Genomic DNA, 25,667 nt, shown 5'->3' on the forward strand with positions numbered 1-25,667 from the left:
TTCGTTTGTGGTGTGGGTGTCCGTCCCAGGTGGTGTCTGTCCGCCGTTAACCGGCCAGCTCGGCGCGGTACGCGCCGGACGCCCACGGCACTCCCAGCTCGCTCGGCAGCGCCCCCCGCTGGGCCGCCCGGCGCAACACGTCGACGACGCCTCGCAGGTGGCGGACCCGCTCCCCGCCCTCGCCGAGGGTGGTCACCAGCTCGCCGTCGAGCAGCCGGGGTTCCGGCGCGGGTTGCAACGCGTCCAGCAGTGCGGTGAACGGCGCGGTACGGGCCAGCGGCGCGATCAGTGGCACGCCCGACGGGTTCGCCCGGTGGGCGAGCAGGTTCTCCAGCAGCCCCAGCCGCCCCGGCACCCGGCGGGTCACCACGTCCCCGGGCAGCCGCAGCCGGTCGGTCGGGTACTCCAGCACCGCCTGGCCCGCCGTACCGGTCACCACCACCTCGCCCGCCACGAACTCCTCGGCGGCCAGGGTCACCGCCACCAGCACCGGCGGCCCGGCGCGGAACCGGACCCGCAGCACGGCGGTGTCCTCCACCTCGATCGGCCGGACCCGGTAGCGCTCCACCTCGATCGCGACCGGCCAGGGCGTCGCCCCGGCGAGCGCCTCGGCGATCGCCAGGCACTGCATCACCGCGTGCGCGAGCGGGTTGGCGAGCGCGCCGTCCAGCACCGGCCGACCGTCCAGACTCCGCCGACCGGCCCAGGGGGAGCGGGTGTAGTAGGCGTCCGGCCGAAGCCACGCGGCGATGGTGGAGATGCCGGTGACAGTGCCCAGCCGGCCGGCGGCAAGCGCGTCGGTCAGCGCGGTGAGGGCCGCCGAGCCGAGCGCCTGGAAGCCGACCTGGGCCACCCGGCCGGCGGCGGTGAGGGCCCAGGTCAACTCCTCGTGCTCGGCCAGCGACAGCACCGGCGGCTTCTCCAGGAGCAGATCGGCGCCGGTGGCCAGGGCGTCGCGGGCGATCGCCAGGTGGGTGTGTGGCGGCGTGCAGATCACCACCACCTCCGGTCGGGTGGCGGCGAGCATCGCCCGGTGGTCGGTGAAGACCGCCACCCCGGGCGGCACCGGGGCGGCCGGGTCGTCCTCCACCGGTCGGACGTCGACCAGGGCGGCCAACCGCAGCCGACCGGCGGCGTGCAGGGGCGCGATCACCCGCCGGTGCCAGCGACCGTGCCCGTTCGCCCCGATCACCGCCACCCGGGGCGGCGGGGTTGCCCCGCTCACCACCCACCGGTCCGGGTCGGCCCGGTCACCGGGCACCGGCCAGGGTGGCCTCGACGCCGTGCCGCTCCAACGCGGTCAGCCAGGCGATCACGTCGGCGCGGACCTCGTCGTCCTCGGCCACCTCCATCGGGATGACGTCGCGCAGCGCGAAGACCGCGTCGACAGCGCCCGCCGGGCTCTGCGCCCCGGCGTCCAGCGCGGCCCGGATCGGCCCGGCCAGTGGGTCCTGGAACGGCAACGGCCGGCCGTCGTCGGCGTACCCCAGCGCGAAGCGCAACCAGGACGCCACGACCAGCGCGCCCCAGCGTGCGGACCGCCCGGCCGCGCGCAGGTCGGCGATGGTGTGCAGGACGCGCTGCGGCAGCTTCTGGGAGCCGTCGATCGCCACCTGGAGGGTGCGGTGGTGGATCGCCGGGTTGCCGAACCGGGCGAGGGCCTGCTCGCCGTAGTCGACCACCCGCACCCCGTCCGGCGGGGTGAAGCTGGCCGCCACGTCCTCGGCGATCAGCCGGCGCAGCACGTCGCGCAGGTGCGGGATCTCCAGCGCGTCGGCGATCGTCTCCCGACCGGCCAACGCCCCGAGGTACGCGATGGCGGAGTGCACCCCGTTGAGGGCGCGCAGCTTCAACCGCTCCCACGGGCCGGCGTCGTCGGTGAGCACCGCCCCGGCGAACTCCCAACCGGGCCGGCCGCCGGGGAAATCGTCCTCGATCACCCACTGCGCGTACGGCTCGGCGGCCACCGCGGCCAGATCGGTCACGCCGAGCGCCCGCCGGGCCGCCTCGATCGTCTCCGGGGTGCTGGCCGGCACGATCCGGTCCACCATGGTGCCCGGGCAGGTGACGTTGCCGGCCACCCACTCGACCAGCCCGGCGGGCACCCCTCCGGCCCGGCCGACCGCCTGGTCGAGCATGCCGCGCAGTCGCCGACCGTTGGCCGGCAGGTTGTCGCAGCTCACCAGGGCCACCGGCCCGGCGTCCGCGGCGGCCCGGGCGGCCAGCCCGCGCAGCAGCAGCCCCGGCACCGTGCTCGGCGGTCCGCCGCCGGCCAGGTCCGCGGCGAGCGCCGAGTCCGGGGACAGCCGGCCTGTCACCGGGTCGAGTTGGTACGCCTTCTCGGTGACGGTCAGGGTCACCACGCGGACCGCCGGGTCGGCGAGCAGCGCCACCACGGCGTCCGGGTCGCTGGGCGCGTGCCGGACGCCGCTCAGGGCGCCGACCACCCGGGTGGAACTGCCGGCGGCGGAGAGGGCGCTGACGCTGAACAGGTTGTCCTGCGCGGCGATCGCCTCGACCACGGCGCTGCTGCGCGGGGCGACGGCCACGATGCCCCAGTCACCGCCGGCCGCGCCGACCGCCGCCTCGGTGAAGACGGCCTGGTGGGCCCGGTGGAACGCGCCCAACCCCAGGTGTACGACGCCGGTCGGCACCGTGCCCGGCCGGATCAGCGGGCGGGCCTCGGCGGGCAGCCGGCGCAGCATGCCCAGGCCGAGCCGGGAGGCCCCGACGGTCACCGCCATGCCGGGCCGTCCGGGAAGCGGAACTCCGCGATCGACGCGGGCTTCATGGTGGCGCTGTAACCGGCTCGTTCGGGCAGCAGGTAGCGGCCTCCGCGCGTCCGCACCGGATCGACGAAGTGTTCGTGCAGATGGTCGACGTACTCGATCATCCGGCCGTCCAGCCCGGTGCCCACCCGCAGGTAGTCGAAGATCGCCAGGTGTTGGACGTACTCGCAGAGGCCCACGCCGCCGGCGTGCGGGCAGACCGGCACGCCGAACTTGGCCGCCAGCAGCAGCTCGGCCAGGACCTCGTTGACGCCGCCGACCCGGCAGGCGTCGATCTGCATCACCCCGATCGCCTCGGCCTGGAGCAGCTGCTTGAAGATGACCCGGTTGGCAGCCACCTCACCGGTGGCCACCCGGCAGCGGCCGGCGGTCAACTCGGCCACCGCGCGGGCGATCCGGGCGTGCCCGAGGATGTCGTCGGCATGGGTGGGCTCCTCGATCCAGTACGGGTCCACCTCGGCCAGCGCCGCCATCGCGGTGATCGCCTCGTCGACGTCCCAGACCTGGTTGGCGTCCATCATCAGCAGCGCGTCCGGGCCGATCTCCTCCCGGATGATCCGGGCCCGCCGCAGATCGTCGGCGAGCGGGCCCCCGACCTTCATCTTCATCGCCCGCCAGCCGTCGGCGTACGCCTGCCGGGTCAGCGCCCGCACCTTGTCGTCGGGGTAGCCGAGCCACCCGACCGAGGTGGTGTACGACGGGAAACCGTCACGTTCGAGGGTGGCCAACCGGTCGGCCAGCCCGTCGCGCCCCTTGTCGAGGATGGCGGCGGCCTCGTCCGGGGTGATCGCGTCGGTGATGTGCCGGAAGTCAACGCTGGCCACCAGGTCGTCGGTGGGCAGGTCGGCGAGGAAGCGCCACATCGGCTTGCCGGCCAGTGTGGCCCGCAGGTCCCAGACCGCGTTGACCAGCGCGCCGGTCGCCATGTGGATGACGCCCTTCTCCGGGCCCAGCCAGCGCAGCTGCACGTCGGCGCTGAGCGAGCGCCAGAACGCGACCGGCTCGGCAGTGATCTCCTCGATGGTGCGTCCCCGCACGTGGTGGGCCAGGGCGCGCACCGCCGCGCAGGTGATCTCGTTGCCCCGGCCGTTGGTGAAGGTGAACCCGGCGCCGGTCGGGCCGGCGTCGGTGCCCAGCTCCACGTACGTCGCCGAGTAGTCACCCCGGTTGATCGCGTCGGAGCCGTCGCCCCGGGCTGCGGTGGGGAACCGCACGTCGTGCACCTCGACGGAGGTGATGGTGACGGTCATTGAGCCTGTCCTCCGAAGTTGAAGACCCGCTTGGGCAGCCGGTACGCCAGGTCGACGATGGTCTCGGCGGCCTCGTCCATCGGCAGCCGGTGCTCGGCGACGAGCCGGGCCAGGAAGCCGGCGTCCACCCGGCGGGCCACGTCGTGGCGTACCGGGATGGAGCAGAACGCCCGGGTGTCGTCGACGAACCCGGTGGTGTTGTAGAAGCCGGCGCTCTCGGTGACCGTCTCCCGGAAGCGGCGCAGCACCTCCGGGGAGTCCAGGAACCACCAGGGCGCGCCGAGCAGCAGCGCGGCGTAGCCGCCCGCGAGGGGCGCCAGCTCGCGGGTGAAGGTGTCCTCGTCGAGGGTGTAGAGCACCAGCCGCAGCCGGGGGTCGTTGCCGTAGCGCTCCAGCAGCGGAGCGAGCGCGTGCACGTACTCGGTGGCCTGCGGGATGTCGCCGCCGACGTCGCGGCCGTGCCGGGCGTGCAACCACCGGTTGTGGTTGCGCACCGAGCCGGGGTGCAGCTGCATGACCAGGCCGTCGTCGAGCGACATCCGGGCGAACTCCACGAGCATGTGCGCCCGGAACGCCTCCGCGTCGGCGGCGTCGGCCTCGCCGCGCCGGCCCCGGTCGTAGAGCCGCTCGGCCTCGGCCGGGGTCAGGTCCAGGGTGCGGGCGGTGGGGTGGCCGTGGTCGGAGGAGGTCGCGCCGGCGGCGATGAACGCGGCGCGTCGGGCCCGCAGCGCGGCCAGGTAGCCGGCGTACGTGCCGGTGTCCTCACCGGCCCGATCCCCGAGACGGTCCACATTGGTCGACCAGCCCTCGAACTCCATGTCCACCACGTCGTCCGGGCGGAACGTGGTGACCACCCGGCCGCCCGGCCCGCCCCACCCGTCGGCGGCGAGCTTGGCGTGCTGCGCGAGGTCGTCCAGCGGCGATTCGGTGGTGGCGAGGACCTCGATGTTGAACCGCTCGAACAGCGCCCGGGGCCGGAAGTCCGGCTCGGCGAGCCGAGCCGCGATCTCGTCGTAGAGGGCGTCGGCGGTGTTCGGGCGAAGCGGGGTCTGCACACCGAACACGGTGCGGAAGGTCTGCTCCAGCCAGAGACGCGACGGGGTGCCCCGGAACAGGTGCCAGTGCGCGGCGAAGCGTCGCCAGATCACCCGGCCGTCGGTCTCCACCGGGCTGCCGTCGCGGGTGGGCACTCCCAGATCCGCCGGAGGTACGCCCTGACTGAGCAGCATCCGGGTCAGGTAGTGGTCGGGCACTATGAGCAGCTGCGCCGGGTCCGGGAAAGGGCGGTCCTCGGCGAGCAGGGCCGGGTCGACGTGCCCGTGCGGCGAGATGATGGGTTGCTCCGCCGCCAGGGCGTACAGCTCCCGGGCCAGCGCGCGCTGGCCCGGTTCGGGCGGCAGGAGCAGGTCGGTGTGGTCGAACGTGGGCACGGGGTGGGGCTCCTCGTCTCCTGTATCAGCGGGGGGTGAGCAGGTCGGCGACGCGGACGGGTTGGCCGGTCTCGAAGGACCGGTTGGCGGCCAACCCGGTGAGCAGGGCCAACGCGCCGTCGTCGGCGGTCGCGGCACGGCCCAGCGGGTCGGGTTGACCGCCGAGGAGCACCCCGGTCATCCGGGCGTCCGCGCCGCCGTGCCCGTGCCGACTGCGGCCCTCCACCGGGATCTGCCGGGGCGGGGCCCAGAACGGGCGCACTGTCAGCGTCGCACCACCGCCCTCGGCCGGAGCCTCGGCGCCGTGCAGGGCGGCGCCCTTGACCGCGCCGGCGGTGCCCCGGTCGACGTGGTCGTTCTCGGCCACGTCCAGCTCCAGTCGGCCCCGGCTGCCGTTGATCATCACCCGGTAGCCCTCCCAGGGCGCGTACGCGGTGAGGTGGTAGGTCATGGTGGCGCCGGTGGAGTAGCGGGCGAGCACCGCCATGTCGTCCTCGATGCTCACCCCGGGCGCGAAGACGTTGCGGTCGCGCTGGTAGCCGTCCTCGGCCTCGGCGTCGAGGTACAGCTCTCGCAGCCGGGGGTGGGCGTCCAGCCGCAGCGCGAACGGGTCGTCGGCGGCGGTGGGGGAGCCGTGCGCCCGGTCGTAGTCGCGGGCGTAGCCGTGCCGGCGACCGTCCTCGCCGTAGAAGAAGAGGCGGCCGGCCGCGTACACCTCGACGGGCGTGGCGTCCAGCCACCAGTTGACCAGGTCGAAGTGGTGGCTGGCCTTGTGCACCATCAGCCCACCGGAGGTGGCCTTGTCGCGGTGCCAGCGGCGGAAGTAGTCGGCGCCGTGGCGGACGTCGAGCAGCCACTCGAAGTGCACCGAGCCGATCTCGCCGACCGCGCCCTCGGCGAGCAGCCGCCGAACCTGTTCGTGCAGCGGGTTGTAGCGGTAGTTGAACGCGACAGTCACCCGACCACCGGTCTCGGTCACCGTGTCCAGGATGCGCCGGCAACGTGCCACGTCCACTGTCATCGGTTTCTCGGTGACGACCTCCCGACCGGCGCGCAGCGCGGCCACCACGTACTCGTCGTGGGTGACGTCCACGCTGGTGACCAGGACGACGTCGACACGCTCGGAGTCCAGCATGGCCGTGAAGTCACCGGCCGGGTACGTGGGCACCGGGCGGTGACCCAGCTCGCCCAGCCAGCGGTTGTGCGCGTCCATCCGGGCCTGGTTGACGTCGGCGAAGGCGACCAGCTCGGTGGTGTCGGCGTGGTCGAGCACCAGCGCCCGGACGAACATCTCGGCCCTCGCGCCGGTGCCCACGACGGCGTACCGGACCCGTCCGGCGGCTCTCGGTGACATGCGGTCGCCTCCCGTGGTGCTGCAAAGGTTTGCAATGAAGTAATCACGATCGATCCGTTCGCGTCAACGACGACGGCGGGATCGGCGTCATTTGTCAGTGTTTGTGGGGCAGCAGGTCACCTAGGGGAGTGCGGGTGCAACGAAGCCGTAACCATTGACCGTTGACAGTGGCGCAACCGTTTGCATTAATGGGCCACACCTGCGTGACCGCCACCACATCGGACGAAGGGGCCGCCGTGCCAGTCACCATCCGGGACGTCGCCCGCGCGTCCGGTGTGCACATCTCCACCGTGTCCCGCACCTTCTCCGCTCCACACCTGGTCAACCCGGAGACCCGGGTCCGGGTGCTGGCCTGCGCGGAGGATCTGGGCTACCGGCCGAACCGTGCCGCCCGAGCCCTCATCACCGGGCGGACGCACAACATCGGGCTGATCATCGCGGACATCGCGAACCCGTTCTTCCCGCCGCTGATCAAGGCGGCGGAGAGTCAGGCCCGCCACCGCGACTACCACGTCTTCGTGGCCGACACCAACGAGGACCCGACCGCCGAGGAAGAGCTGGTCCACGCGCTGGCCAAGCAGGTGGACGGGGTGCTGCTGTGCAGCCCTCGGATGAGCAACAGCCTGATCGAGCAGCTCAGCCGCGAGGTGCCACTGGTCGTGGTGAACCGCCAGGTGACCGGCCTGCCCTGCGTACTGATGGACGTCGGGCAGGGCGCCCGCTCGGCGATCGAGCACCTGGTCGGCCTGGGGCACCGCAGCATCGCGCTGCTCGGTGGGCCGCGCAGCTCGTGGACCAACCGGGAGATGCGCCGTGCCGCCGGCGCGGCCGCCCGAGCCGGCGGCGCGGAGCTGACAGTGCTCGGCCCCAACGCGCCCACCGAGGTCGGCGGCTCCGCCGTCGCCGAGCAGGTGCGACGCAGCGGCGTGTCGGCAGTGCTCGCCTACAACGACCTGATGGCGATCGGCCTGATCGAGGGGCTGGACGCGCTCGGGGTCCGGGTGCCGCAGGAGGTGAGCGTCGTCGGGGTCGACGACATCACCCTGAGCCGGCTGACCCGCCCCAAACTGACGACGGTGGCCACACCCACCGGGGCCGCCGGCCGGACGGCCGTCGACATGCTGCTGCAACAGGACATCGAGTCACCGCGCGGTGCGCGGGGGTCCGGTGCCGGCACGGCGATCGGCGTCCGTCGTACCACCGCACAGGTAATGCTCCAGACCGACCTGGTCATCCGCGACTCGACCGGCCCGGGCCCGTACGCCCGACCGGCACGTCCCCTGGCCGCGCCGCGTGGCCCGGACCCGCATTGCCCTGCGGGCCCGGGCATCCCGACCGCGGCCACCGGTGACGCCGTCGCCTCCTAATGCCGAGGAGTGAGCGCACATGCACCCCGCAACGCCCCCCACCACTAACGCGCCTGCCGGGCGCAATCACCGTACCGCGCTGCCTCGGCGGCGCCTGCTGCGCGGCCTGCTCGCCGTGACGGTCGCCGCGCCGCTGATGTTCGGGGCCGCTGCCTGCGGAGACGACGGCGGCGGCGCCGCCGACCCGAACGCCCCGGTCAAGCTCTCCATCTTCTGGTGGGGCGGCGACGCCCGGGCCAAGCTGACCGAGGACGCCCTCGCGCTCTACACCAAGAAGCACCCGAACGTGACGTTCGAGAAGACCTGGCAGGCCAACCAGGGCTACTTCGACAAGCTGGCCACCCTCACCGCCGGCGGCAACCCGCCGGACCTGTTCCAGATCGACGACAACTACCTGGCCGAGTACGCGGCCCGCAACACCACGCTCGACCTGACCTCGTACCAGAAGTCCGGAAAGCTGGACACGTCCAAGTTCCCCGAGAGCCTCTGGCAGTACGGCGTGGTCGACGGCAAGCTCGCCGGTCTGGCCGCCGGGGAGAACACCCAGGGCCTGGTCTACAACAAGACGCTGCTGACCAAGCACAACCTGCCCGAGCCGACCACCGGGATGTCGTGGGAGGAGCACATCGCCTGGGCCGAGCAGGTCACCGCCAAGACCAAGGTGCCCGGCACCCAGGACCCGAGCGCCGACTACAAGGCGTTCTGGGTCTGGCTGCGCCAGCAGGGCAAGGACCTCTACAAGGGCAAGGAGCTGGGCTTCACCGCCGAGGACGTGACCAAGTGGTTCGACCTGTGGAAGGGCGCCCGGGACCGCAAGGCCACCCCGACCGCCGACGTCATCCACGAGGGCAACGCCACCGACATCACCAAGCAGTTGGTGGTCACCGGCAAGGCGGGCACCAGTTGGGTCTGGGCCAACCAGATGCCGGACCTGAAGAAGAACACCAAGGACGAGCTGGGCGTGATCGCCTACCCCGGTGACCCCAGCGCGCAGTGGGCCCGGGCCTCGATGTACTGGTCGGTGTTCAAGGGCAGCAAGAACAAGGACGTCGCGATCGATGTGATCAACTTCCTGAACAACGACGTGGAGGCGGTCAAGCTGCTCGGCACCGACCGCGGCCTGCCGTCCAACCTGGACCTGCGCCGGGTCGTCAGCGACGACACCACCGACCCGGCCATGAAGCAGTCGATCGCCGTCGAGGCGGAGCTGACCCAGAAGTTCGGCAAGTCGCCGCAGGTACCGATCAAGGGGCACAGCAAGGTGAAGTCCGAGCTGATCAAGGCCGCCGAGAACGCGCAGTACGGCCGGGCCACCTCCGCCGAGGCCGCCGCCCAGTTCATCGAGGCGAGCAAGTCCGCCATCGCCTGACCGCCCGCGAGGCGAGGAGAGGAGCTGTTCGTGGCGTTGACCACGGCGCCCGACCCGACCCGACGCGGCCCCGGATCCGACCGGGCCCACGCTGAGAGGCGTGGGCCCGGACGCTTCCGGAACAGCGAAGGTCTGGCGGGGTACGTCTTCCTGTCGCCGTGGCTCATCGGCCTGATGGGTATCACGGCAGTCCCCATGCTGCTGTCGCTCTACCTGAGCTTCACCAACTACGACATCCTCACCCCCTTCTCCGAGGTGCAGTGGGTGGGGCTGGCCAACTACGAACGGATGTTCACCGCCGACCCGTCGTACTGGCACGCGGTGCGGGTCACCCTGACCTTCGCGCTGATCGCCGTACCGCTGAAACTGGCCGCGGCGCTCGGCGTGGCGCTGCTGCTCAACCGCGCCTGGCGCGGCGTCGGGGTGTTCCGCGGGCTGTTCTACCTGCCGTCCCTGCTCGGCGGCAGCGTCGCGCTGGCCATCGTCTGGGTCAACATGTTCAACCGCGACGGCGCGTTCAACTCGCTGCTGAGCCTCATCGGCATCACCGGCAAACCGTGGGTCAACGACCCGGACTGGGCCCTCGAAACACTGATGGTGCTGGCCATCTGGCAGTTCGGCGCACCGATGGTGATCTTCCTGGCCGGGCTCAAGCAGGTGCCCACCGAGCTGTACGAGGCCGCGTCGGTCGACGGCGCCGGTCGGTTCCGCCAGTTCCGCAACGTCACACTGCCGATGCTCTCCCCGGTCATCTTCTTCAACCTGGTGCTGGAGACCATCAACGGCTTCCAGGGCTTCACCGCCGCGTTCGTGCTCAGCAACGGCACCGGTGGCCCTGTCGACTCCACCCTGATGTACACGCTGAACCTGTACATCACCGGCTTCACCGACCTCAACATGGGCTACGCCTCGGCGATGGCCTGGGTGTTCCTGCTCGCCATCGCGGTCATCACCGCGATCTTCTTCAGCACCGGACGGTTCTGGGTGCACTACTCCGACGGGGAGGACCGGTGATGGTGACGGTGACCCCGACGACAGCAGCGCCGACCACAGCGCCGCCGAACGCGCGCCGACGACCCGGCGGACGGCCCGTGCTGCGACTGCTGATCCTGGTGGCGATCGTCGCCGTGGTGCTCTACCCGCTGATCTGGATGGTGGGCACCTCGCTGAAGTCCCAGGAGGAGATCGTCAACAACGTCGGGCTGCTGCCGGAGCGGTTCACCCCGGGCAACTACACCGCCGGGTGGTCCAACTTCGACGTCAGCTTCGGCCGGTTCTTCCTCAACAGCGCCATGGTCAGCCTGCTCACCGTCATCGGCAACGGGCTCTCCTGCCTGCTGGCCGCCTACGCCTTCGCCCGGCTGCGGTTCCGGCTGCGCGGCATGTGGTTCGCCGTCATGATCGGCACGCTGCTGCTGCCCCAGCACGTGCTGATCGTGCCGCAGTACATCCTGTTCCGCACGCTCGGCCTGGTCGGCGGCGACTGGCCGTACCTGCCGCTGCTGATCCCGCAGTTCCTGGCCACCGAGGCGTTCTTCGTCTTCCTCATGGTGCAGTTCATGCGCGGTGTTCCCCGGGAGCTGGACGAGGCGGCCCGCATCGACGGCGCCGGCCCGTTCGGCATCTTCCGGCACATCATCCTGCCGCTGAGCCGCCCGGCGCTGGTCACCACGGCGATCTTCTCGTTCATCTGGACCTGGAACGATTTCTTCCGCCAACTGGTCTTCCTGTCCCAACTGGAGGACTACACAGTCCCGGTCGCGCTGACCCTGTTCATCGACTCGACCAGCCAGAGCGCGGTCGGCCCGATGTTCGCCATGTCGGTGCTGTCGCTGCTGCCGGTCTTCCTGTTCTTCGTCGCGTTCCAGCGGATGCTCGTCGAGGGGATCAACACCAGTGGCATCAAGGGCTGAACCGATTGACACCGGCGGGCGGCGGGACTGGCGCGACGTCGCCCGCGACGCCGCCGACCTCGCACTGCTGGGCATCCTGCTGACCCTCGCGGCGGTGCCCCTGCTCACCGCCGCTGCGGCGGCGGGCACGGCCAGCGCGGCGGTGCACGACTGGACGCGTACCGGCAGCTGGCCGTCGGCGCGCACGACGGTGCGCCGGTTCGGCCGCGCGGTGCTGCCCGGTGTGCCGGTCAGCCTGTTCGCGCTCGCCGGCGCGGCGCTGCTCGCCGCCGATCTGGCGGCGCTGGCCACCGGTCGGGTGCCGGGCGGCCCGGCGGCGCTGCTGGTGACGGCGCTGATCGCGGCCGGCCTGGCCGGGTACGCCGGACTGGTCGTCGTCGAGGTGGGCGGCAACGGGGGCGGGCGGTGGCGGGCCTCGGCCCGGTCCGCCGCCCGCGCCTGCCTCGACGCGCCCACCCGCTGGGCGGCGCTCACCGGGGTCGTCGCGCTGGCCGGGCTGCTCACGGTCCTGGTCACCCCTGTCGCGGTGCCGATCCTCGCCGGCTACACAGTGGCCGCCCTGCACGCCGTCACCGTCCGCCGGCCGGTGTCGGCCGCCGATCTCGGCCGCCGGGAGCTGCGGTGAGCGGGGAGCCGGTGCGGCTGACGGTCGGGGCCACGGCGGTGGCCGAGTACGTGCTCGACCCGGCGCTGGACGCGCGGCACGGGCCCCGACCGTACCTGCACCCGGTACGCACGCTCGGCGGGACTGTGGTCACCGACGCGCTCCCCGCCGACCACGTGTGGCACCTCGGCGCGTCCCTCGCGGTGCAGGACGTCGACGGCAGCAACCTTTGGGGCGGGCGCACCTATGTCCGCGACGTCGGCTACACCTGGCGGGACGACCACGGCGTCATCGCGCACACCGGCGAGGTCGAACGCTCCCCGGGCCGGTACGCGCACGACCTCCAGTGGCGCGACCGGGCCGGCGGGGTGCTGCTGACCGAGCGGAGGTGGCTCGCCGCGTCGGTGGTCGCGCCGGGCGCCTGGCGGCTCGAGCTGGAGTCCGTCCTCGTCGCCCCGGACGACCGGGAGATCCGGCTGGGCAGCCCGGCCACCAACGGCCGCCCGGGCGGGGCCGGCTACGGCGGGTTCTTCTGGCGGGCCGCCGCCGACGGCGAACCGGCGGTGTTCACCGCCGACGCGGCCGGGGAGGAGACGGTCAACGGCAGTGCGGCGCCGTGGCTCGCGCTGACCGGCGCCGGGTCGCGCGGCGGGGCGTACACACTGGTCTTCGCGGGGCTCGGCCGCGACGACAGGTGGTTCGTGCGGACCGGGATGTATCCGGGGGTCTGCGTGGCGTTCGCGTTCGACCGCCCGGCGGTGGTGCCGGCCGGTGGGAGCCGGCACGGCCGGTACCGGGTGTGGGTGGCCGACGGGACCCTCGACCGGGACGATGTCGCCGCCCTGGTCACGACGGTGCCGTGAACCCCGCGCGGTCCCGGGGTCAGCCGGACCGGTCGGTCAGCTCACGGATCGCCGCCTGGTACGCGGCCTGGGTGTGGTACGGCCAGTGCCCTTCGATCGGCGGCGGCACGGTGTCCGCCGGGTCGATGGTCAGGCTGCGGGGATCACGCAGCCGAGTGTCCACATCGACGCCGGGCGGTGCTCCGTGCGGGCCCGCAGGAAAGATCGGCCCGCCGATCGGGTCGGTGTCGCGCCACAGGTTGCGCCACCGCCACCCGATCCGCCCGCCCAGGTCGCGCAGGGTCCGCGGCCCGAGGTACGCCGGGTAGAGCCGCGAGTAGGTGCGTTGCAGCGGCGAGCCGTAGGTCAACAGGGAGACCCGGGCCAGCACGGACGGCGGTAGTTGCAGGATGGTGGCCGCGGCGAGCACCGACCCGTGGCTGTGTCCGGAGATGACCACCGGCCCCCGCGCGGTGAGCCCGGTGACCCGTTTCGCCAGCTCCGGAACGGCGCGGGCGGCGTAGCAGGGCGGCGCGAACGGGTGGACCGTCCGGGGCCAGAACGTGCCGAGGTCCCACAGCACCGCCACCACCCGCCGGGTCTGGGCCGATCGGTACGCGCGGAAGCCGAGGATCATGAGGCAGATCACCAGCAGGCTGATCACCCAGACCCCGGCGTCGGTGACGTACGCGGCGAGCACGGCGGCGGCGCCACCGTGCCCGCCCAGGCGGTCCGCGAGCTGGGTGGGACCGACCCCGATCACGTCGAAGGCGACGGTGGCCAGCCCGAGCGACGCGATCAGCAGGAACGCGACAAGCACCGGGCCCAACTCCTCGGTGATCCGAGATCGGGCGATGATCTCCCGGACCAGGCGCAGCCGGTGCGCGTCCTCGGCCGGCACGTCGGGGTAGTCCCGCTCGATGATCCGCGCCGCCAGCCTCCGTCGCCGTCGCCGGCTCAGCAGGAGGGTCGCCGAGGTCACCGCCGCGCCGATCAGCAGCGCGGCGAGCCCGGCGAGCGCGGCCCACCAGTAGGCCACCGGCGGTTCCAGCGGGCCGACGATCGGCGGGTTGGGTCGGATCGGATCGGGGATGTCGCCGTGGTCGAGGGCGTCCGCGACGCGGTAGACCAGGGTCGCGGTGAAGGCGGCACCGACGCTCACCGCCGCGGCCGCCACGATCGGGGTGCCGAGCCCGCGCAGGAAGGGGCGTTCGTCGTCGCGGGCGGCACGCTGGCGGGTGTGCGTGACGAGCATGAGCACGACCAGTAGGACGCCCTGCGTGGCGACCACAGCGGCGGCGGCGCCCTCGTACCCGGGCAGCTTGCCCGATCCGGACGGTGTCGCGTCCGCGAGCGCGGCCGAGCCGAGGCAGCACACTGTCACCACCACGGTGGCCACCCAGAGGGGGCGCAGGAACCGTCGGGCCCCCGCCGGGCTGGCCGGCACGGGCAGGGCGAGCAGGGCCGCCCCGACCACGAGCAGCCCGACGGCGACGCCGAACAGCGCGGCGTGACCGGGCGCGCCCACCCCACCCGGTGAGATGCCGGCGAGCAGGGCGACGTTCAGCGTTCCGATGCCGAGCACCACGTGGAGCTGCCGCAGCCAACCCGTGGTCTGCTCGTCCTGCCAGAAGCCGGGGTCGGTGAGGCTCCCGGCCGGTTCACCGGGCAGGCGTTGCGCCGACGACGGGCCGAACCCCTCGAAGGTCCGCGCCGACCGGGTGCCGATGGCCCAGACGACCCGCAGCGCCAGCAGGGGAACGATCGACAGCAGGGCCAGCCGGGGCCCGGCCGGGAGGTTGTGCAGCCAGGCCAGGTAGGGGCGGCTGGCCCGGCACCCGGGGTACGGCACGCACTGCCAGCCGACCAGGTCCAGGGTGACGCCCACCGCCGCCAGCATGAACGTGACAGTGAGGGTACCGGCGAGCAACCGGCACAGCACGCCGAGCAGCCCCCACCGGTCGTGGCCCGGCGGCCGGAGCCAGATCGCCAGGTTGCTCAACATGAAGGGCAGCAGCAGCAACATCGAGGCCGTCCGTACCGCCGCGCCGGCGGTCAGCGAACCCCAGCGGTACGCCTCGACGGCGACCCCGTCGGTGGCCCCGCCGGCGGTGCCGCTGCCCGGCCAGGGCCGGAAGAAGCCCGCATGCGTGTTCCCGGCGACCCGGGTCACGATCGGGTGGTCGAGGATCCGTTCGGCGGTGACGCCGGAGATGCCGTGCACCCGCAACTCCACGGCGTCGCGCCCCGGCGTCTCGTCCACGCCGTCAGGGTCACAGACAATCCACCCGGGCGCTGCCGATACCGCAAACGTCAACGGGTCGGTAGGGCGGCGGTGACGCGGATGGCCTTGACGATCGCCGGGATGGAGCCGATCAACAGCACCAGCCCCCAGATGATCGCGATGATCGCGAAGACCAGCGCCGCCACGTCGTCGACGATGCTGACCAGGATCACCGGCACCAGGTTGTGCAGGAACTCCAGCACGACAGTGCACAGCAGGGTGGTGAGGATCAGCAGGACGAGGCCCTTGTTCTGCAGGAAGCGCGGCTGGGCCAGCACCAGCATCCCGGCCCACACCAGCTTGAGCAGCAGCACCAGCCCGAGCAGTACCGCCGCCTCGCCGACCGGGAAGAACCCCCACAGCGCCAGGTACGCCAGGGTGCCGAACGGGACGGCCAGGAACAGCGACACCATGATGGACAGCTCCACGAACGCGACGACCAGCGCGATCAGTCCGACGATGATCAGGATGATCGAGAAGATCAGGCTGGCGACGCCCTGCACCCGACCCTGGACGCGCTCGGGCAGCAGCAGGCCCAGGCAGAACAGTCCGGTGCTCCAGACCGCCACCGCGTCGATCAACGCCAGGTAGCCGGTGCCCCGGCCGGACGGTTCGCTGACCCCGGACACGTCGTCGATCTCCACGTCCAGCGCGCCGGCGCTGTCCGCGAGGGCCGCACCGGCGTCGGCGCCGCCGAGCAGCAGCCCGGCGCCGAGCTCCACCCCGATCGCCAGGACGATGGCGAGCATGGCCATCAGCAGGAACGGCTTGCGCAGGTCACCCACGGCGGCACCTTCCTCTCGGTCCAGGTCGGGTCAGGACGTGGCCACGACGACAGTGCAGCCGCCCAGGCCGGGGCAGACCAGGCCCACCTCGGTGGCCTGGTCGACGGCGATCTTCGCCACGGCGCCGGTGCCGTCCGCCGCCGGCTCGACCTCGTCGCGGATGGTGAGGTCGGCGTCGCCGGGCGCCGGGGCGACGACAATGAACCGCGCCGCACTGCGCAGCACCAGGGTGCGCAACCCGCCGGGGTCCGCGACCCGCACCACGCAGCTGCCGGAGAACTCCAGCCGGCCCGCCTCGTCGGCGCAGTCGGCGCTGACAGCCGCCGGATCCACCGAGGAACGCTCGCCGCCCAGCGCGCCCAACCGGTCGACGAACCCGTGCCGGGCCCCCGGATCACCCCGGTCGTCGCGGCCCGCGCCGACCGCGACCACGAAGAGCGCCACCAGCAGGACGGCGAGCAGCCCCAGCAGCGCCTTCTGCCGACCACTCATCGCGCCACGGCCTGCGCCACGATCTCGGTGAACCGGAACGTGTCCACCCCGGCGAAGTAGGAGTTGGTGCCCTGCGTCTTGCCGACCACCAGCAGCGTGACCTGGTGCGGGCCCTTAGTAAGGCGGACCGTGCCGACGTCCAGGAACTCCGTCTTCCGCACGGTCGGCGTGAAGCCGAGGAACGTGCCGCCGACCTGGTTGCCGTCGATGGCGAAGACGGTGTTGGCGTAGTCGGGGGCCGTGGTGCGTACCGCGGCGAACCGCCAGACGCCGTCGGCCGGGATCTGCACCGTCACAGTGACCTGATCGCCGATCGCCAGCCCGGTGAAGAACAGCTGCTTGTTCTCGGACCAGGTCACCTCGCAGCAGTTGGGCTGCGCGCCCACGGCCGCCTTGCTGTTCTGCGGCGATCTGATCACCGCGCCCTCCACCAGGCTCTCCGCCTCGACGGTGACCACCCGCGGCTCGCCGGGAGCCGGCTCGCCGTCGCGGGTCAGCAACACCACCCCCACGGCGACCACCACCAGCACCAACGCCGCGGCGGCGGCGATCCACAACCACGGGGTACGCCGTGGCGGCGCGACCGCCCGCACCTCGTACGTGACCCGGCCGCTGGATCGGGAACTCTCCTCCGGCGCGGTGTTCGCCGAGTACGCGAACCCGGTCATGTCGTAGCGCCGGGGCGGGGTGCCGGCCGGCACCGCGAGCTTGACCAGGAACGACACCGAGCCCTGCCCGGGCACCACCCGTTGGGGTTCGGCGACGGTGAACCACGCCCGTTGGGAGCCGTCACCGGGCGCCACGTCGAACACCACAGTGTCCGGCGCGTTGCCCGGGTTGGAGACGGTGAAGGTCAGCTCGCCGCTGTTGCGCGGGTCGACTGTGAACTGCTCGGCGGCGGCGACGACCGCCCACTCGGTGGTCATGACGACTCCTCCTCCAGGACGATCTCGACAGTGGCCGAGGCGGGTTTCTCCGCCTCGACGATGCGGGTGATCACGGCGAGCTGACCGGCGGCGGCGACCGGCACCCGCACCACGACGTGGAACGGCTGGTCGGCCGGTTCGTCCAAAGCGAAACCACTCAACCCGGTAGCCACCTCGAGAGCTCTTCGCATCCCGTACGGGGTGCCGCGCCAACGGGCCAGCAGGGCGGCGTTGGCCACCAGGTCGCGCAGCCGACCCACCGGCAACGGCAGCGGGGTGTCCGGCCGGGGCGAGGCCACCACGTGGTCCATCGCCACCCAGCGGGTCAACCGCACGACCAGCCCGTCCGGCGCCCGGTACGGGTCGAACAGCGCGTCCACCTCGGCGAGGATCGCCTCGTCCGGGGCGTGCAGCCCCTCCATCACGTCCAGCAGCGCCCAGAGCACGCTGCCCGGCACGCAGGCCCGCTGGTAGGCGGCGGGCAGCAGCCGTTCAATCGCCGAGCGTCGCATCCTGGCGCACCACCTCGATGTCGTGCTCGCCGGAGCAGAGCAGCCAGGTATCGGGAACTGTCACCACGTCGGCGGTGGCCTGGTTGGCGCTGGGCGTCCAGGTGACGGCGTCGGCACTGCGGTGCACGCCGCGTTCACCGCTGGCCAGGATCAACCGCTCCGCCGCGCCGGTGCCGACGGCCGCAGCGCCCCCGGCCGTCGGGCCGCTCACCGCGATGGCGTCGACCGGCACGAACCGGGTCCGGTCCCGCAACGGCAAGCCGCAGTTGACCGACACGGACTGCCACTGCGGCTGGGCGGCGAGGGTGTCCAGCCGCAGCACCCCGCCGCTCTGCGTGGCCGCCACCGCCTGCTGGCCGGCGAACGCGAGGTCCCGGCAGGTGCCGCCGACCCACCCGGCCTGCATCGACTGCCACTTCACGTCGGACTCGAACAGCCGGGTGCGGTGGCAGCCCTGGCCGGGCTTCCTCGGATCCGGTTCACCCGCGCCGCTCCACAGCAGGGTGGCCGGGCCGTCGTACTGCACGGCGAGGACCCGGTTGTCCACGTTGGCCAGACCGACGTGGCTGAAGCTTCCGGGTCGGCCGCCGCTGGTCGACAGGTACACCCCGAAGCTGGCCTGCGCCGCCACCGCCACGCCCGGCGCGCCCCGCTCGGAGACGAACGTGCGGACCGCGTAGAAGCCCCGGTCGGCGTCGGTCGGGTCGACCAGGATCTGCAACGGCACCGCCCCGGGCAGCAGCGACACCTCGTACAGGCCGGTGTCGGTGGCCACCAGCAGCGCGCCAGCGCCGTCACGGTCCAGCCAGGCCAGGTCGGAGATCCGCGAGTCCAGGTCGGTGAGCAGCGACCAGGTCTCGCCCAGGTCGGTGCTCAGGTGCACCCGGGAGCCGCCCGAGGCGCGCAGCGTCACCACGGCCACCGAGCCGGGACGCGCGACGATTCCCGGGCGCACCGGCGCGGGCGCCGGCGCCACCCGCTGCACCGTCTCGTCGTCGTCGAAGCGACCTGCCGGTTCCCAACCCGCGCCGCCGTTGCTGGAGCGGAACAACACCGAGCCGCGCCCCGCGTACCAGGTGCGTGGCTGGTACTGGTCCACGGCGAGGGCGCGGACGTTCGCGTCGGGCGCCTCGTCGACCACGAACCGCACCGACTCGACGTAGCGCACCCCCGGCTCGGCGTGCTCCAGCAGCCGGTACACGTTGGACGCCCGCAGCGGCTCGCCGAACGGCCAGCCGGTCGGGTTGAGCGCTGTGGGCAGCGGGCTCAACGTCTGGTGCAGCCGGTCGTGGATGCGGCGACGAACCGCGTCCACGTCCTCCTCGCGGCGGACCACCACCCGGGCCCGCACGGACACCGCCTTGAACCGCGCCCAGGTGGCCCGGGAGCGGATGCCGAGCATCCGGCGTTCCTCCAGGTCCGCCTCGACCCGGTGCCGCGCCTCGGGTACCTCGTGCTCCCGCAGCACCGCCACCGGCAGCCGACCGCCCGGCCGGGCCGCCTCCGGCACGTACGGCACCAGCACCACCTCGACCTCGCCCGGCCGGGCGAAGCTGTACACCGCCGCGCGGGTGAACGCCCGCGCCCGCGCCACCGCGCCGGAGCTTGTCGCGAGGACCTCGAAGTCGCGGGCGGTGACCGCCCTCTGCTGGGCGAAGAACTCGTACGGGCCGCGCAGCAGCACCGACTCCAGCGCCTCCATCTCCCGGCCGCCGGCCGCCGGGGCGGAGTTGTCCACGCGTATCCCCGGTAGTGGGTCGCGCAGGCTGGTCAGCGTGCCCGCCGCCACGTTGCCGGTGGGCCCGCCACCGGCGCGGTACCAGAGCCGGACCTGCCGTCCGGCCGGCGGGACCGCCGCGACGGTCACCGGCGGCACGGTGCTCGTCGGCGCTGTCGCGTCGGCCGTGACCTCGCCGCCCGGGCTCGCCCCGGAGGGGGGTCGCAGGTCGAGGGCCGGGGCGAAGATGACAGTGCCGGAGCAGCGGTCGACCAGGTACGCCTTGGCCTGCGGGCCGAGCCCGGCGAAGCTGTCCACCGGCCGCCAGATCTCGAACGTGCGACCGTCGTGCTCGCGGGCCGCCGCGCCCAGCTCGACGGTGCCGGCCGGCACCTCCACCCCGAGCAGCAGGTCCAGCGCCTCGGCGGTGTGCGTCAGTGGCGCGTGCGCCGCGCGCAGCACCTGCCCCGGCTGGCCGGTTCCCACCCCGAGCAGTTCCGCCTCGACCGGTTCGCAGTGGTGCATCCGCACGGTCACCGACGTCTCGTCGGCGGGCAGCAGCGTCGGCTCGGTGGTGACGAACAGGACCGGTCGGGGGTCCGCTCCCCGGGCCGCGGCGACCCGCAGCCCGGCCGGGATCCGGACCGCGCCGCGGTCGGTGCCGGTACGGGTGAAACGGACGTCCGCCCAGGCTGCTGTCGGCGCGTGCCGGGTGACCCCGAGCAGGTTCAGGAACGAGACGTACGCCTTCTCCGGCAACTGGTTCAACCGGTAGATCATCACCTCGGTGAGGTGCGCGAACGTCTCCACCAGCGCCATGCCGGGGTCGTGCGCTGACAGGTCGGTCCAGGCCGGGCAGGATTGCTGGATCCGTTCCCGGGCCTCGGTGACAAGGTCGAGGAAGCCGCGATCGTCCAGGTGCGGCACAGGCAGCGTCATGACGCTCCTCCCTGGGCGGGTTCGTCGACCGGGAGCAGGTCCACGGAGAAGACCAGTTGCCCGGGTGTCAGGCTGGCCCGCACCCGGTAGTCCAACCGGATCACCAACCGCCACGCGTCGTCCGGGTCCGGCCCGGCGTCCACGTCGATCACCTCGACCCGGGGCTCCCAACGGGCGATGGCCTGCCGGACGTAGTGGATGGCCAGACCGGCCGTGGTGTCGTCGTTGGGCGCGAAGACCAACCGGTGCAGCCGGGAGCCGTACCCGGGTCGCATCAGCCGTTCGCCCGGCGTCGTCGACAGGAGCAGGAACAAAGCCTGCCGTACGCTCTCGTCGCCCTCGGTCATCGCCAGGCCGCCGGCCGCGGTGAGCGCCAACCCGCCGGTACGGCCGGCATCGAAGCCGGCGCCGACGAAGCGGAAGGCCCTCATCGGTCCGCCCCCAGGAACCCCTGAGCGGGGTCGCGCACCGTGTGCTTGACCAGCCCCGGCGGTGTGCCGTTGGTGAACCCCTCCAGGTGCGACAGCACCACCCGGTGCCCGTCGACGCGGACCCACTCGCTGTAGCCGACCCGGACGGTCAGCGTCGTCGTGCACGGCTTGATGGTCGGTCCGTAGTTCGGGCAGGCGATGATTGTGCGTCCCTCCGGGTCGTCGTCGACGAGCACGGGCACACCGGTGACGGTCACCCACTGCCGCGAGGGTCGGTTCTCGACCCGGCCGTCGTGATCGCAGGTGATCACGGAGTCACTGTGGATCCAGCGCATCAGCCGCCTCCTTGGTGGTGGGCGCGGGCAAGCGAACGGGCCTGCTCCGCCGCGGTGGTCGGGTCCTCGGTCGAGTCGGCATGCAGGAAGTCCACGCTGCGGGCGCGCACCACAATGGCCCGGCCGGGTGCGGAGATCACCAGGTCGGACGCCGCGTGCAGGGTGGCCAGGTCGGGGGTCAATTCCAGGAAGCTGCCGCCCTCGGTGCCCAGCCGCAGGCTGCGCCGCACGTCGTCGACGACGATCGACTGCCCGCCGGCGGTGCGCATCGTCCAGCGGCGGGCCTTTCCGTCGTCGATGCCCGCGTCGTACGGCTCGACAGCGCCGAAGAGCGAACCGAGCACGATGCCCGAGGCCGGCTCGCCGGCCGGCAGCACCACCAGCACGGTGTCGCCCGGATCGGGCAGCGCCACCAGACCCTTTCCCGGCCCGGCGCCGGGGCAGAGCACGGCGAGCCAGCCGGCGTCCAGGTCCCCGTACGCCGGCAGGGTCAACCGCACCCGGCCCAGCCCGTCCGGGTCGGCGACGTCGGTGACGCTGCCGAGGGTGACCGCCGCGCCGCCGGTCGGGGTCGCCGGGGTGGCCGGCGGCACAGTGGAGAAACGGGTCAGGTGACCGTTGCCGTCGACTGTGTGCACCACCTCGGTCAGCACGTACGTCCCGGCGACCGGGTCGGGCACCCCGCCGAGGTCGACGCGGCGGCCCGGCCGTAGCGCCGGGTCGCCCTCGGCCACCCCCTCGGCCGTGGCCAGCGTCGCCGCCCGGGTGTCCAGGCGGGCCTGGGCCAGCGCCGCCAGCTCGTCGTCGCTGCGGCCGGGCTGGTCCACGGCGGTGCGAACGCCGTCGGCGCCCACGTCGGCCGGGTCCGGGCGGTCGTCGGCGGGTCGGCCGCAGCGCGCCTCGTCGACCTGCTGGCTGATCACCTCGGCCCGCTGCGGGTGCCAGCCCAGTGCCGCGCTGGCACCGCTGGCCTGGTCGGTGTTCGTGGACAACCGCACCGTGTGCACCCCCGCGCCGAGCGTCAACGCGACCGGCTCCCCGTAGCCGGCGAGGGTGACCAGCCGGACGCCGTCACCGTCGGCGGCCAGGTGCAGCCCGGCCCGGCCGGTCACCTCGCGCAGCAGCTCCAGATCGCTGTGCCGGTGCTGGAGCAGCCGCTCCAACCGAGGGCCGTCGACCTCGGCGGTCACCGCCAGCCCCACCGCGCCGCACAGCTCCCGAGCCAGCTCGGCGGCGGTCACCGAGGTGAAGACCCGTAACCCCTGCCGCTTGCGCAACCGGTGCAGCGGGTCGTACGCCCGCAGCCGCAGCACCGCCGCCCCGTCGGCGGCGTACTCCACCTCCACGCAGGTGACCTCACCGGTGAACAGGGCGTCTGCGTGGTCGGCGAGCCGAACGTCGAGCGCCGTGCCGGGGCGTACCGCCGGGTCGAACGCGCCGGTCCCGGCGGTGGTGGCGAGCACCAACTCGGCCTGCGTGGGCTGGTCGAGTCGGGCCGCCACCCGTAGCGAGCGGACCCGCTGACGAGCCGCGCCGACCAGCTCGACGCCGTCGAGTAGGACGATCAACGCCCGGGGCGCGACGCTGGTCACGGCGTACCCCCGGGGTTGCCGGACGCGCTCGGAGCCGCGCCGGTCGGGCCGGTCGCCGCGTTCCACGGCGCGCCGGCGACCGCAGTACCCAGGTACGACGCTCCCGCGCCCACCGCGCCGACCACCGCCTGCGCCAACCCGGTCACCGCACCGGTGCCGGCGGTCGGTGGGACGGCGAGGGTGGTGCCGGCCGGCACGGCGAGAGGATCGGTGATCCGGTTGTGTTCGGCCAGCAGCCGCCAGCGCAGCGGCGAGCCCAGCGCGTCGTTGGCCAGCAGGTCGAAACGCACGCCGGAGCGACCCGGCTCGGCCGCGCCGTCACCGGCGGCGATCACCGCGCTGCCCGGCGCGGCGGTCGGGGTGCTCGCGGCGGCCAACTCCTCGGCGAAGCCGGCCTCGGCCTGATCGGCCGTCTCCGCGGCGCGGACCAGCTTCAGCCGCAACCAGGACCGTCGCGGCGACCCGGTGCCGGTGAACGCGTCGAACCGTTCCGCCACCGCGATGATCACACCGGGCACGTTCCAGGTCTTGCCCCAGACCAACCGGACCAACGGCGGTCGCAGCCAACCATGCTCGGCGGTGGAGTTCTCCGCCAGCATCCACAGCGGACGGGTGAGCACCCGGACGTCGGCCGGACGCAGTTGCGCCTCCACGAAGTCGACGTCGAAGAGCAGGTCCAGCACCAGCTCGGTACGACCCCCGCCGGTGAAGACCAGCGGATCGTCGGCCAGACCGGACCCGGTGAGCTGCCCGCCGCCGGCGCCCCGCTGGCGTACGCCGGCGAGCCGGGTCACCTGCACGGTCTCCGGGTTGAGCAGGCAGTCCACCCGAACGCCTGAGGAGTCGATGAGGAAGGCGACACGTTCCATCAGTCACCCGCCTGTTCCCGGTCCAGCCGGGTCAGCTGGGCGGTGTCCACCGCCGCGCCGGCGACCGACCACAGCGCGGTGTCGTCGGGCAGCGCCGGCCACGGGTCGACGTTGCGCGCCGCGCTGGGCGGCGGCCTCTCGATTCCGGTCGTTTGTCCGCCGCCGGCCGTTCCTGTCCGGCCGTCGCGCAGCGCGACCGGTCGCCCGGGTTGTGCCGGTTCGCCGGGCAGGGCCAGCCAGGGTCCACCGTCCACGAGGCGGTCAACCTCGCCGCGTGCAGAGGTCGACGGGTCTCCGGCGCCCGTCGCCGTTGAGCCGGTCCAGGACGCGCCGACCCCGCCCCGGTTCGGCCCGTCCAGAGGGCGGTGCACTGCAACTGTGTCCCCTCGCGACGTCCGGGCCGCGCTCGGTGCAGCACCACGCGACTGCCCGCTCTGGTTCTCTCCGGGCCGGGCCTGGCCATCCGCCGAGTCACCCCGGAAACCGTCGCGACCATCCGAGAGCCGGTCGGCGGTGGGTCGTACGGGGGACGACTCCGGGGGTCGCCGGTGGTCGACCTCGCCGGACCACAGTTCGTCCAGGGGCGGCCGCGAGGTGGTTCGGGTGGCTTCGGCCTCCGACCGGTGCGGGCGGCCGCTCGGCGAACTGTGCGGCCCGAAGACCATGGAGCGGACCGGCTGCCGGGGCCCATCCGCTCGGCTCAGCCCGCCCGCGTCAATGGCCGTGGTGTCGAGGGCTGTCGTGTCGAGGCCTGTGGTGTCGAGGGCCGTGGCGTCGCCCCGGGCCGCCCGCCGTACCGGCGGCACCGCAGCGCCCGGCCCCGCCGGCCGGGTCGAACCGGTTGGCGGGGTCGACGTGTCCGGCCAGGTGGATCCGGCCGGGGGGGTGATCAGGTCCGAGCGGGACGAAGGCGTGCTGTCGCCGGATGGGTCGGCAGCACGGGTCCCCGTACCGTCGGGCTGGTTACCGGCCCGCGACGGGCGACCCGGCCCGCCGGTCCGGCTCTCGGGCCGCGACCTCGTCGGCTCCTCGTCCCCGCTCGCACCGGGACCGCCCACGTCGGCCTTGCTGCCGAACCTGCCGGACCTGCCGGACCTGGCGTCCGCGCCGTCGGCGTCGGCCCGACCGGTCGACTCGCCCTGCCCGTCGCTGCGGGCTGCGGCCTCGGCGTTGCCGGCCGGGGACGGGGCGAGGTCCAGGTCGTGCAGCAGACCGGGGGCGTGGGCGGCGACCAGGTCCAGCCAGTGCTGCGGAGGCTCCCCGAACCGGCGTGGTGTCGCCGCGGGCGTCTGCGGCGGTGGCGGAAGGTGGTCGGCGGGCTCGAACCGCCCGGCGAGGCGCTGCACCGCCCCGGCCGCCGAGCGCAGCCGGCCGGCCAGCCAGCTACGCGGGCGTCGGCGCGGTGGCACCGCCGGTCTCCAGCTCCAGGCCCTCGTAGCGCAGGGTCAGCGAGGCGATGGCGATCTCGTGGCTGAGCGTGTTGAGGTGCATCCCGCGCCACCGGGTGGGCCAGCAGTCGATCAGGTTCCAGCGCAGCACCTCGGCCGTCCCGACCGAGTCGAGCAGCACCACTGAGACGTTGCGCCGGTTGAGGGTGCCCTGGGCGGTGGCGTTCACCCAGTCCCACAGCTCCCGGGAGGCGGTGATGCCGAAGTGCAACGTCACCGGCTCGTACTCGGCCTGGCCGGGCACCATCCGCATCCGACCCAGGCCGTGCTCCCGGTACGGCTGCCCGGGGATGTTCACCTCCAACCCGGTCATCTCGGTGAAGTGGCCGTTGGTGACGCCGTTGATGAGCAATCGGAAGTTGTACGCCCGGTACGGGTCGACCGGGGCCCCGGGTTGCGGGGTGGCGGTGGTGGGCATG

Annotated in this window: 23 protein-coding genes; 6 read left to right on the forward strand and 17 right to left on the reverse strand. The window is 73.1% G+C overall.

Annotation, left to right across the window (positions count from 1 at the left end; translation table 11 throughout):
- Nucleotides 1-46: 46 nt before the first annotated feature.
- The 5 genes from ACLJOK_RS09455 to ACLJOK_RS09475 are packed head-to-tail and all read right to left on the reverse strand — an operon-like array spanning nucleotide 47 to nucleotide 6,823.
- Nucleotides 47-1,261 carry a Gfo/Idh/MocA family protein gene (locus ACLJOK_RS09455; protein ID WP_410817665.1) on the reverse strand — a complete coding sequence of 405 codons (1,215 nt, stop codon included), beginning with the start codon at nucleotides 1,259-1,261 and terminating at the stop codon, nucleotides 47-49.
- Nucleotides 1,251-2,744, reverse strand: a complete 1,494-nt coding sequence (locus ACLJOK_RS09460) for a mannitol dehydrogenase family protein (RefSeq protein ID WP_410817667.1) — start codon at nucleotides 2,742-2,744, stop codon at nucleotides 1,251-1,253. Before ACLJOK_RS09460 ends, ACLJOK_RS09455 begins: the two co-directional genes overlap by 11 nt.
- Nucleotides 2,735-4,039 carry an enolase C-terminal domain-like protein gene (locus tag ACLJOK_RS09465; RefSeq protein ID WP_410817668.1) on the reverse strand — a complete coding sequence of 435 codons (1,305 nt, stop codon included), beginning with the start codon at nucleotides 4,037-4,039 and terminating at the stop codon, nucleotides 2,735-2,737. The genes ACLJOK_RS09460 and ACLJOK_RS09465 overlap by 10 nt, the downstream gene beginning before the upstream one ends.
- The gene (gene uxaC, locus ACLJOK_RS09470) at nucleotides 4,036-5,469 is read right to left on the reverse strand and encodes a glucuronate isomerase (RefSeq protein ID WP_410817669.1); all 1,434 of its coding nucleotides are present in this window, start codon (nucleotides 5,467-5,469) and stop codon (nucleotides 4,036-4,038) included. The genes ACLJOK_RS09465 and uxaC overlap by 4 nt, the downstream gene beginning before the upstream one ends.
- A gap of 25 nt (nucleotides 5,470-5,494) precedes the next feature.
- The gene (locus ACLJOK_RS09475; protein ID WP_410817671.1) at nucleotides 5,495-6,823 is read right to left on the reverse strand and encodes a Gfo/Idh/MocA family protein; all 1,329 of its coding nucleotides are present in this window, start codon (nucleotides 6,821-6,823) and stop codon (nucleotides 5,495-5,497) included.
- A gap of 236 nt (nucleotides 6,824-7,059) precedes the next feature.
- On the opposite strand from ACLJOK_RS09475, the gene ACLJOK_RS09480 reads away from it, so the two are divergent.
- From ACLJOK_RS09480 to ACLJOK_RS09505, 6 genes are read left to right on the forward strand one after another with little or no spacing between them, the layout of a single operon-like run.
- Nucleotides 7,060-8,190 (forward strand): LacI family DNA-binding transcriptional regulator, encoded by a 1,131-nt coding sequence (locus ACLJOK_RS09480; RefSeq protein WP_238679341.1) that lies wholly within the window; start codon nucleotides 7,060-7,062, stop codon nucleotides 8,188-8,190.
- Between the two features lie 19 nt (nucleotides 8,191-8,209).
- On the forward strand, nucleotides 8,210-9,559 hold the full coding sequence (locus ACLJOK_RS09485; RefSeq protein ID WP_410817673.1) for an ABC transporter substrate-binding protein: 1,350 nt from the start codon (nucleotides 8,210-8,212) through the stop codon (nucleotides 9,557-9,559).
- Nucleotides 9,560-9,589: 30 nt separating this feature from the next.
- Nucleotides 9,590-10,573: a carbohydrate ABC transporter permease gene (locus tag ACLJOK_RS09490; protein ID WP_410817674.1), complete on the forward strand. Its 984-nt coding sequence runs from the start codon at nucleotides 9,590-9,592 to the stop codon at nucleotides 10,571-10,573.
- On the forward strand, nucleotides 10,573-11,472 hold the full coding sequence (locus tag ACLJOK_RS09495; RefSeq protein WP_410817676.1) for a carbohydrate ABC transporter permease: 900 nt from the start codon (nucleotides 10,573-10,575) through the stop codon (nucleotides 11,470-11,472). The genes ACLJOK_RS09490 and ACLJOK_RS09495 overlap by 1 nt, the downstream gene beginning before the upstream one ends.
- The gene (locus ACLJOK_RS09500; RefSeq protein WP_410817678.1) at nucleotides 11,456-12,097 is read left to right on the forward strand and encodes a hypothetical protein; all 642 of its coding nucleotides are present in this window, start codon (nucleotides 11,456-11,458) and stop codon (nucleotides 12,095-12,097) included. Before ACLJOK_RS09495 ends, ACLJOK_RS09500 begins: the two co-directional genes overlap by 17 nt.
- Nucleotides 12,094-12,939 carry a PmoA family protein gene (locus ACLJOK_RS09505; protein WP_410817679.1) on the forward strand — a complete coding sequence of 282 codons (846 nt, stop codon included), beginning with the start codon at nucleotides 12,094-12,096 and terminating at the stop codon, nucleotides 12,937-12,939. Before ACLJOK_RS09500 ends, ACLJOK_RS09505 begins: the two co-directional genes overlap by 4 nt.
- Before the next feature lie 19 nt (nucleotides 12,940-12,958).
- Here the strand turns inward: ACLJOK_RS09505 and ACLJOK_RS09510 are convergent, their stop codons facing one another.
- The 12 genes from ACLJOK_RS09510 to ACLJOK_RS09565 are packed head-to-tail and all read right to left on the reverse strand — an operon-like array spanning nucleotide 12,959 to nucleotide 25,666.
- Nucleotides 12,959-15,181, reverse strand: coding sequence for a hypothetical protein (locus ACLJOK_RS09510; protein WP_410817680.1), 2,223 nt, complete (start codon nucleotides 15,179-15,181; stop codon nucleotides 12,959-12,961).
- 50 nt (nucleotides 15,182-15,231) lie between these two features.
- Nucleotides 15,232-15,987 carry a hypothetical protein gene (locus tag ACLJOK_RS09515; RefSeq protein ID WP_410817682.1) on the reverse strand — a complete coding sequence of 252 codons (756 nt, stop codon included), beginning with the start codon at nucleotides 15,985-15,987 and terminating at the stop codon, nucleotides 15,232-15,234.
- Nucleotides 15,988-16,017: 30 nt separating this feature from the next.
- Nucleotides 16,018-16,479, reverse strand: a complete 462-nt coding sequence (locus ACLJOK_RS09520; protein WP_410817683.1) for a hypothetical protein — start codon at nucleotides 16,477-16,479, stop codon at nucleotides 16,018-16,020.
- Nucleotides 16,476-17,405, reverse strand: coding sequence for a hypothetical protein (locus ACLJOK_RS09525; RefSeq protein WP_410817684.1), 930 nt, complete (start codon nucleotides 17,403-17,405; stop codon nucleotides 16,476-16,478). Before ACLJOK_RS09525 ends, ACLJOK_RS09520 begins: the two co-directional genes overlap by 4 nt.
- Nucleotides 17,402-17,917: a phage tail protein gene (locus ACLJOK_RS09530; RefSeq protein ID WP_238679351.1), complete on the reverse strand. Its 516-nt coding sequence runs from the start codon at nucleotides 17,915-17,917 to the stop codon at nucleotides 17,402-17,404. The genes ACLJOK_RS09525 and ACLJOK_RS09530 overlap by 4 nt, the downstream gene beginning before the upstream one ends.
- Nucleotides 17,898-20,573 carry a putative baseplate assembly protein gene (locus ACLJOK_RS09535; protein ID WP_410817685.1) on the reverse strand — a complete coding sequence of 892 codons (2,676 nt, stop codon included), beginning with the start codon at nucleotides 20,571-20,573 and terminating at the stop codon, nucleotides 17,898-17,900. Before ACLJOK_RS09535 ends, ACLJOK_RS09530 begins: the two co-directional genes overlap by 20 nt.
- Nucleotides 20,570-21,004, reverse strand: a complete 435-nt coding sequence (locus ACLJOK_RS09540) for a GPW/gp25 family protein (protein WP_030489705.1) — start codon at nucleotides 21,002-21,004, stop codon at nucleotides 20,570-20,572. Before ACLJOK_RS09540 ends, ACLJOK_RS09535 begins: the two co-directional genes overlap by 4 nt.
- Nucleotides 21,001-21,339 carry a hypothetical protein gene (locus ACLJOK_RS09545; RefSeq protein WP_410817686.1) on the reverse strand — a complete coding sequence of 113 codons (339 nt, stop codon included), beginning with the start codon at nucleotides 21,337-21,339 and terminating at the stop codon, nucleotides 21,001-21,003. Before ACLJOK_RS09545 ends, ACLJOK_RS09540 begins: the two co-directional genes overlap by 4 nt.
- The gene (locus ACLJOK_RS09550; RefSeq protein ID WP_410817687.1) at nucleotides 21,339-22,931 is read right to left on the reverse strand and encodes a contractile injection system protein, VgrG/Pvc8 family; all 1,593 of its coding nucleotides are present in this window, start codon (nucleotides 22,929-22,931) and stop codon (nucleotides 21,339-21,341) included. Before ACLJOK_RS09550 ends, ACLJOK_RS09545 begins: the two co-directional genes overlap by 1 nt.
- Complete coding sequence (locus ACLJOK_RS09555) at nucleotides 22,928-23,800, reverse strand: hypothetical protein (protein WP_410817689.1); 873 nt, start codon at nucleotides 23,798-23,800, stop codon at nucleotides 22,928-22,930. The genes ACLJOK_RS09550 and ACLJOK_RS09555 overlap by 4 nt, the downstream gene beginning before the upstream one ends.
- Nucleotides 23,800-25,209, reverse strand: a complete 1,410-nt coding sequence (locus tag ACLJOK_RS09560) for a hypothetical protein (RefSeq protein WP_410817690.1) — start codon at nucleotides 25,207-25,209, stop codon at nucleotides 23,800-23,802. Before ACLJOK_RS09560 ends, ACLJOK_RS09555 begins: the two co-directional genes overlap by 1 nt.
- On the reverse strand, nucleotides 25,184-25,666 hold the full coding sequence (locus ACLJOK_RS09565) for a phage tail protein (RefSeq protein ID WP_124815287.1): 483 nt from the start codon (nucleotides 25,664-25,666) through the stop codon (nucleotides 25,184-25,186). The genes ACLJOK_RS09560 and ACLJOK_RS09565 overlap by 26 nt, the downstream gene beginning before the upstream one ends.
- Nucleotide 25,667: the final 1 nt, after the last annotated feature.

Origin of the sequence: Micromonospora sp. 050-3, from assembly GCF_046549335.1 — a bacterium.
Lineage (GTDB): Bacteria > Actinomycetota > Actinomycetes > Mycobacteriales > Micromonosporaceae > Micromonospora > Micromonospora trifolii.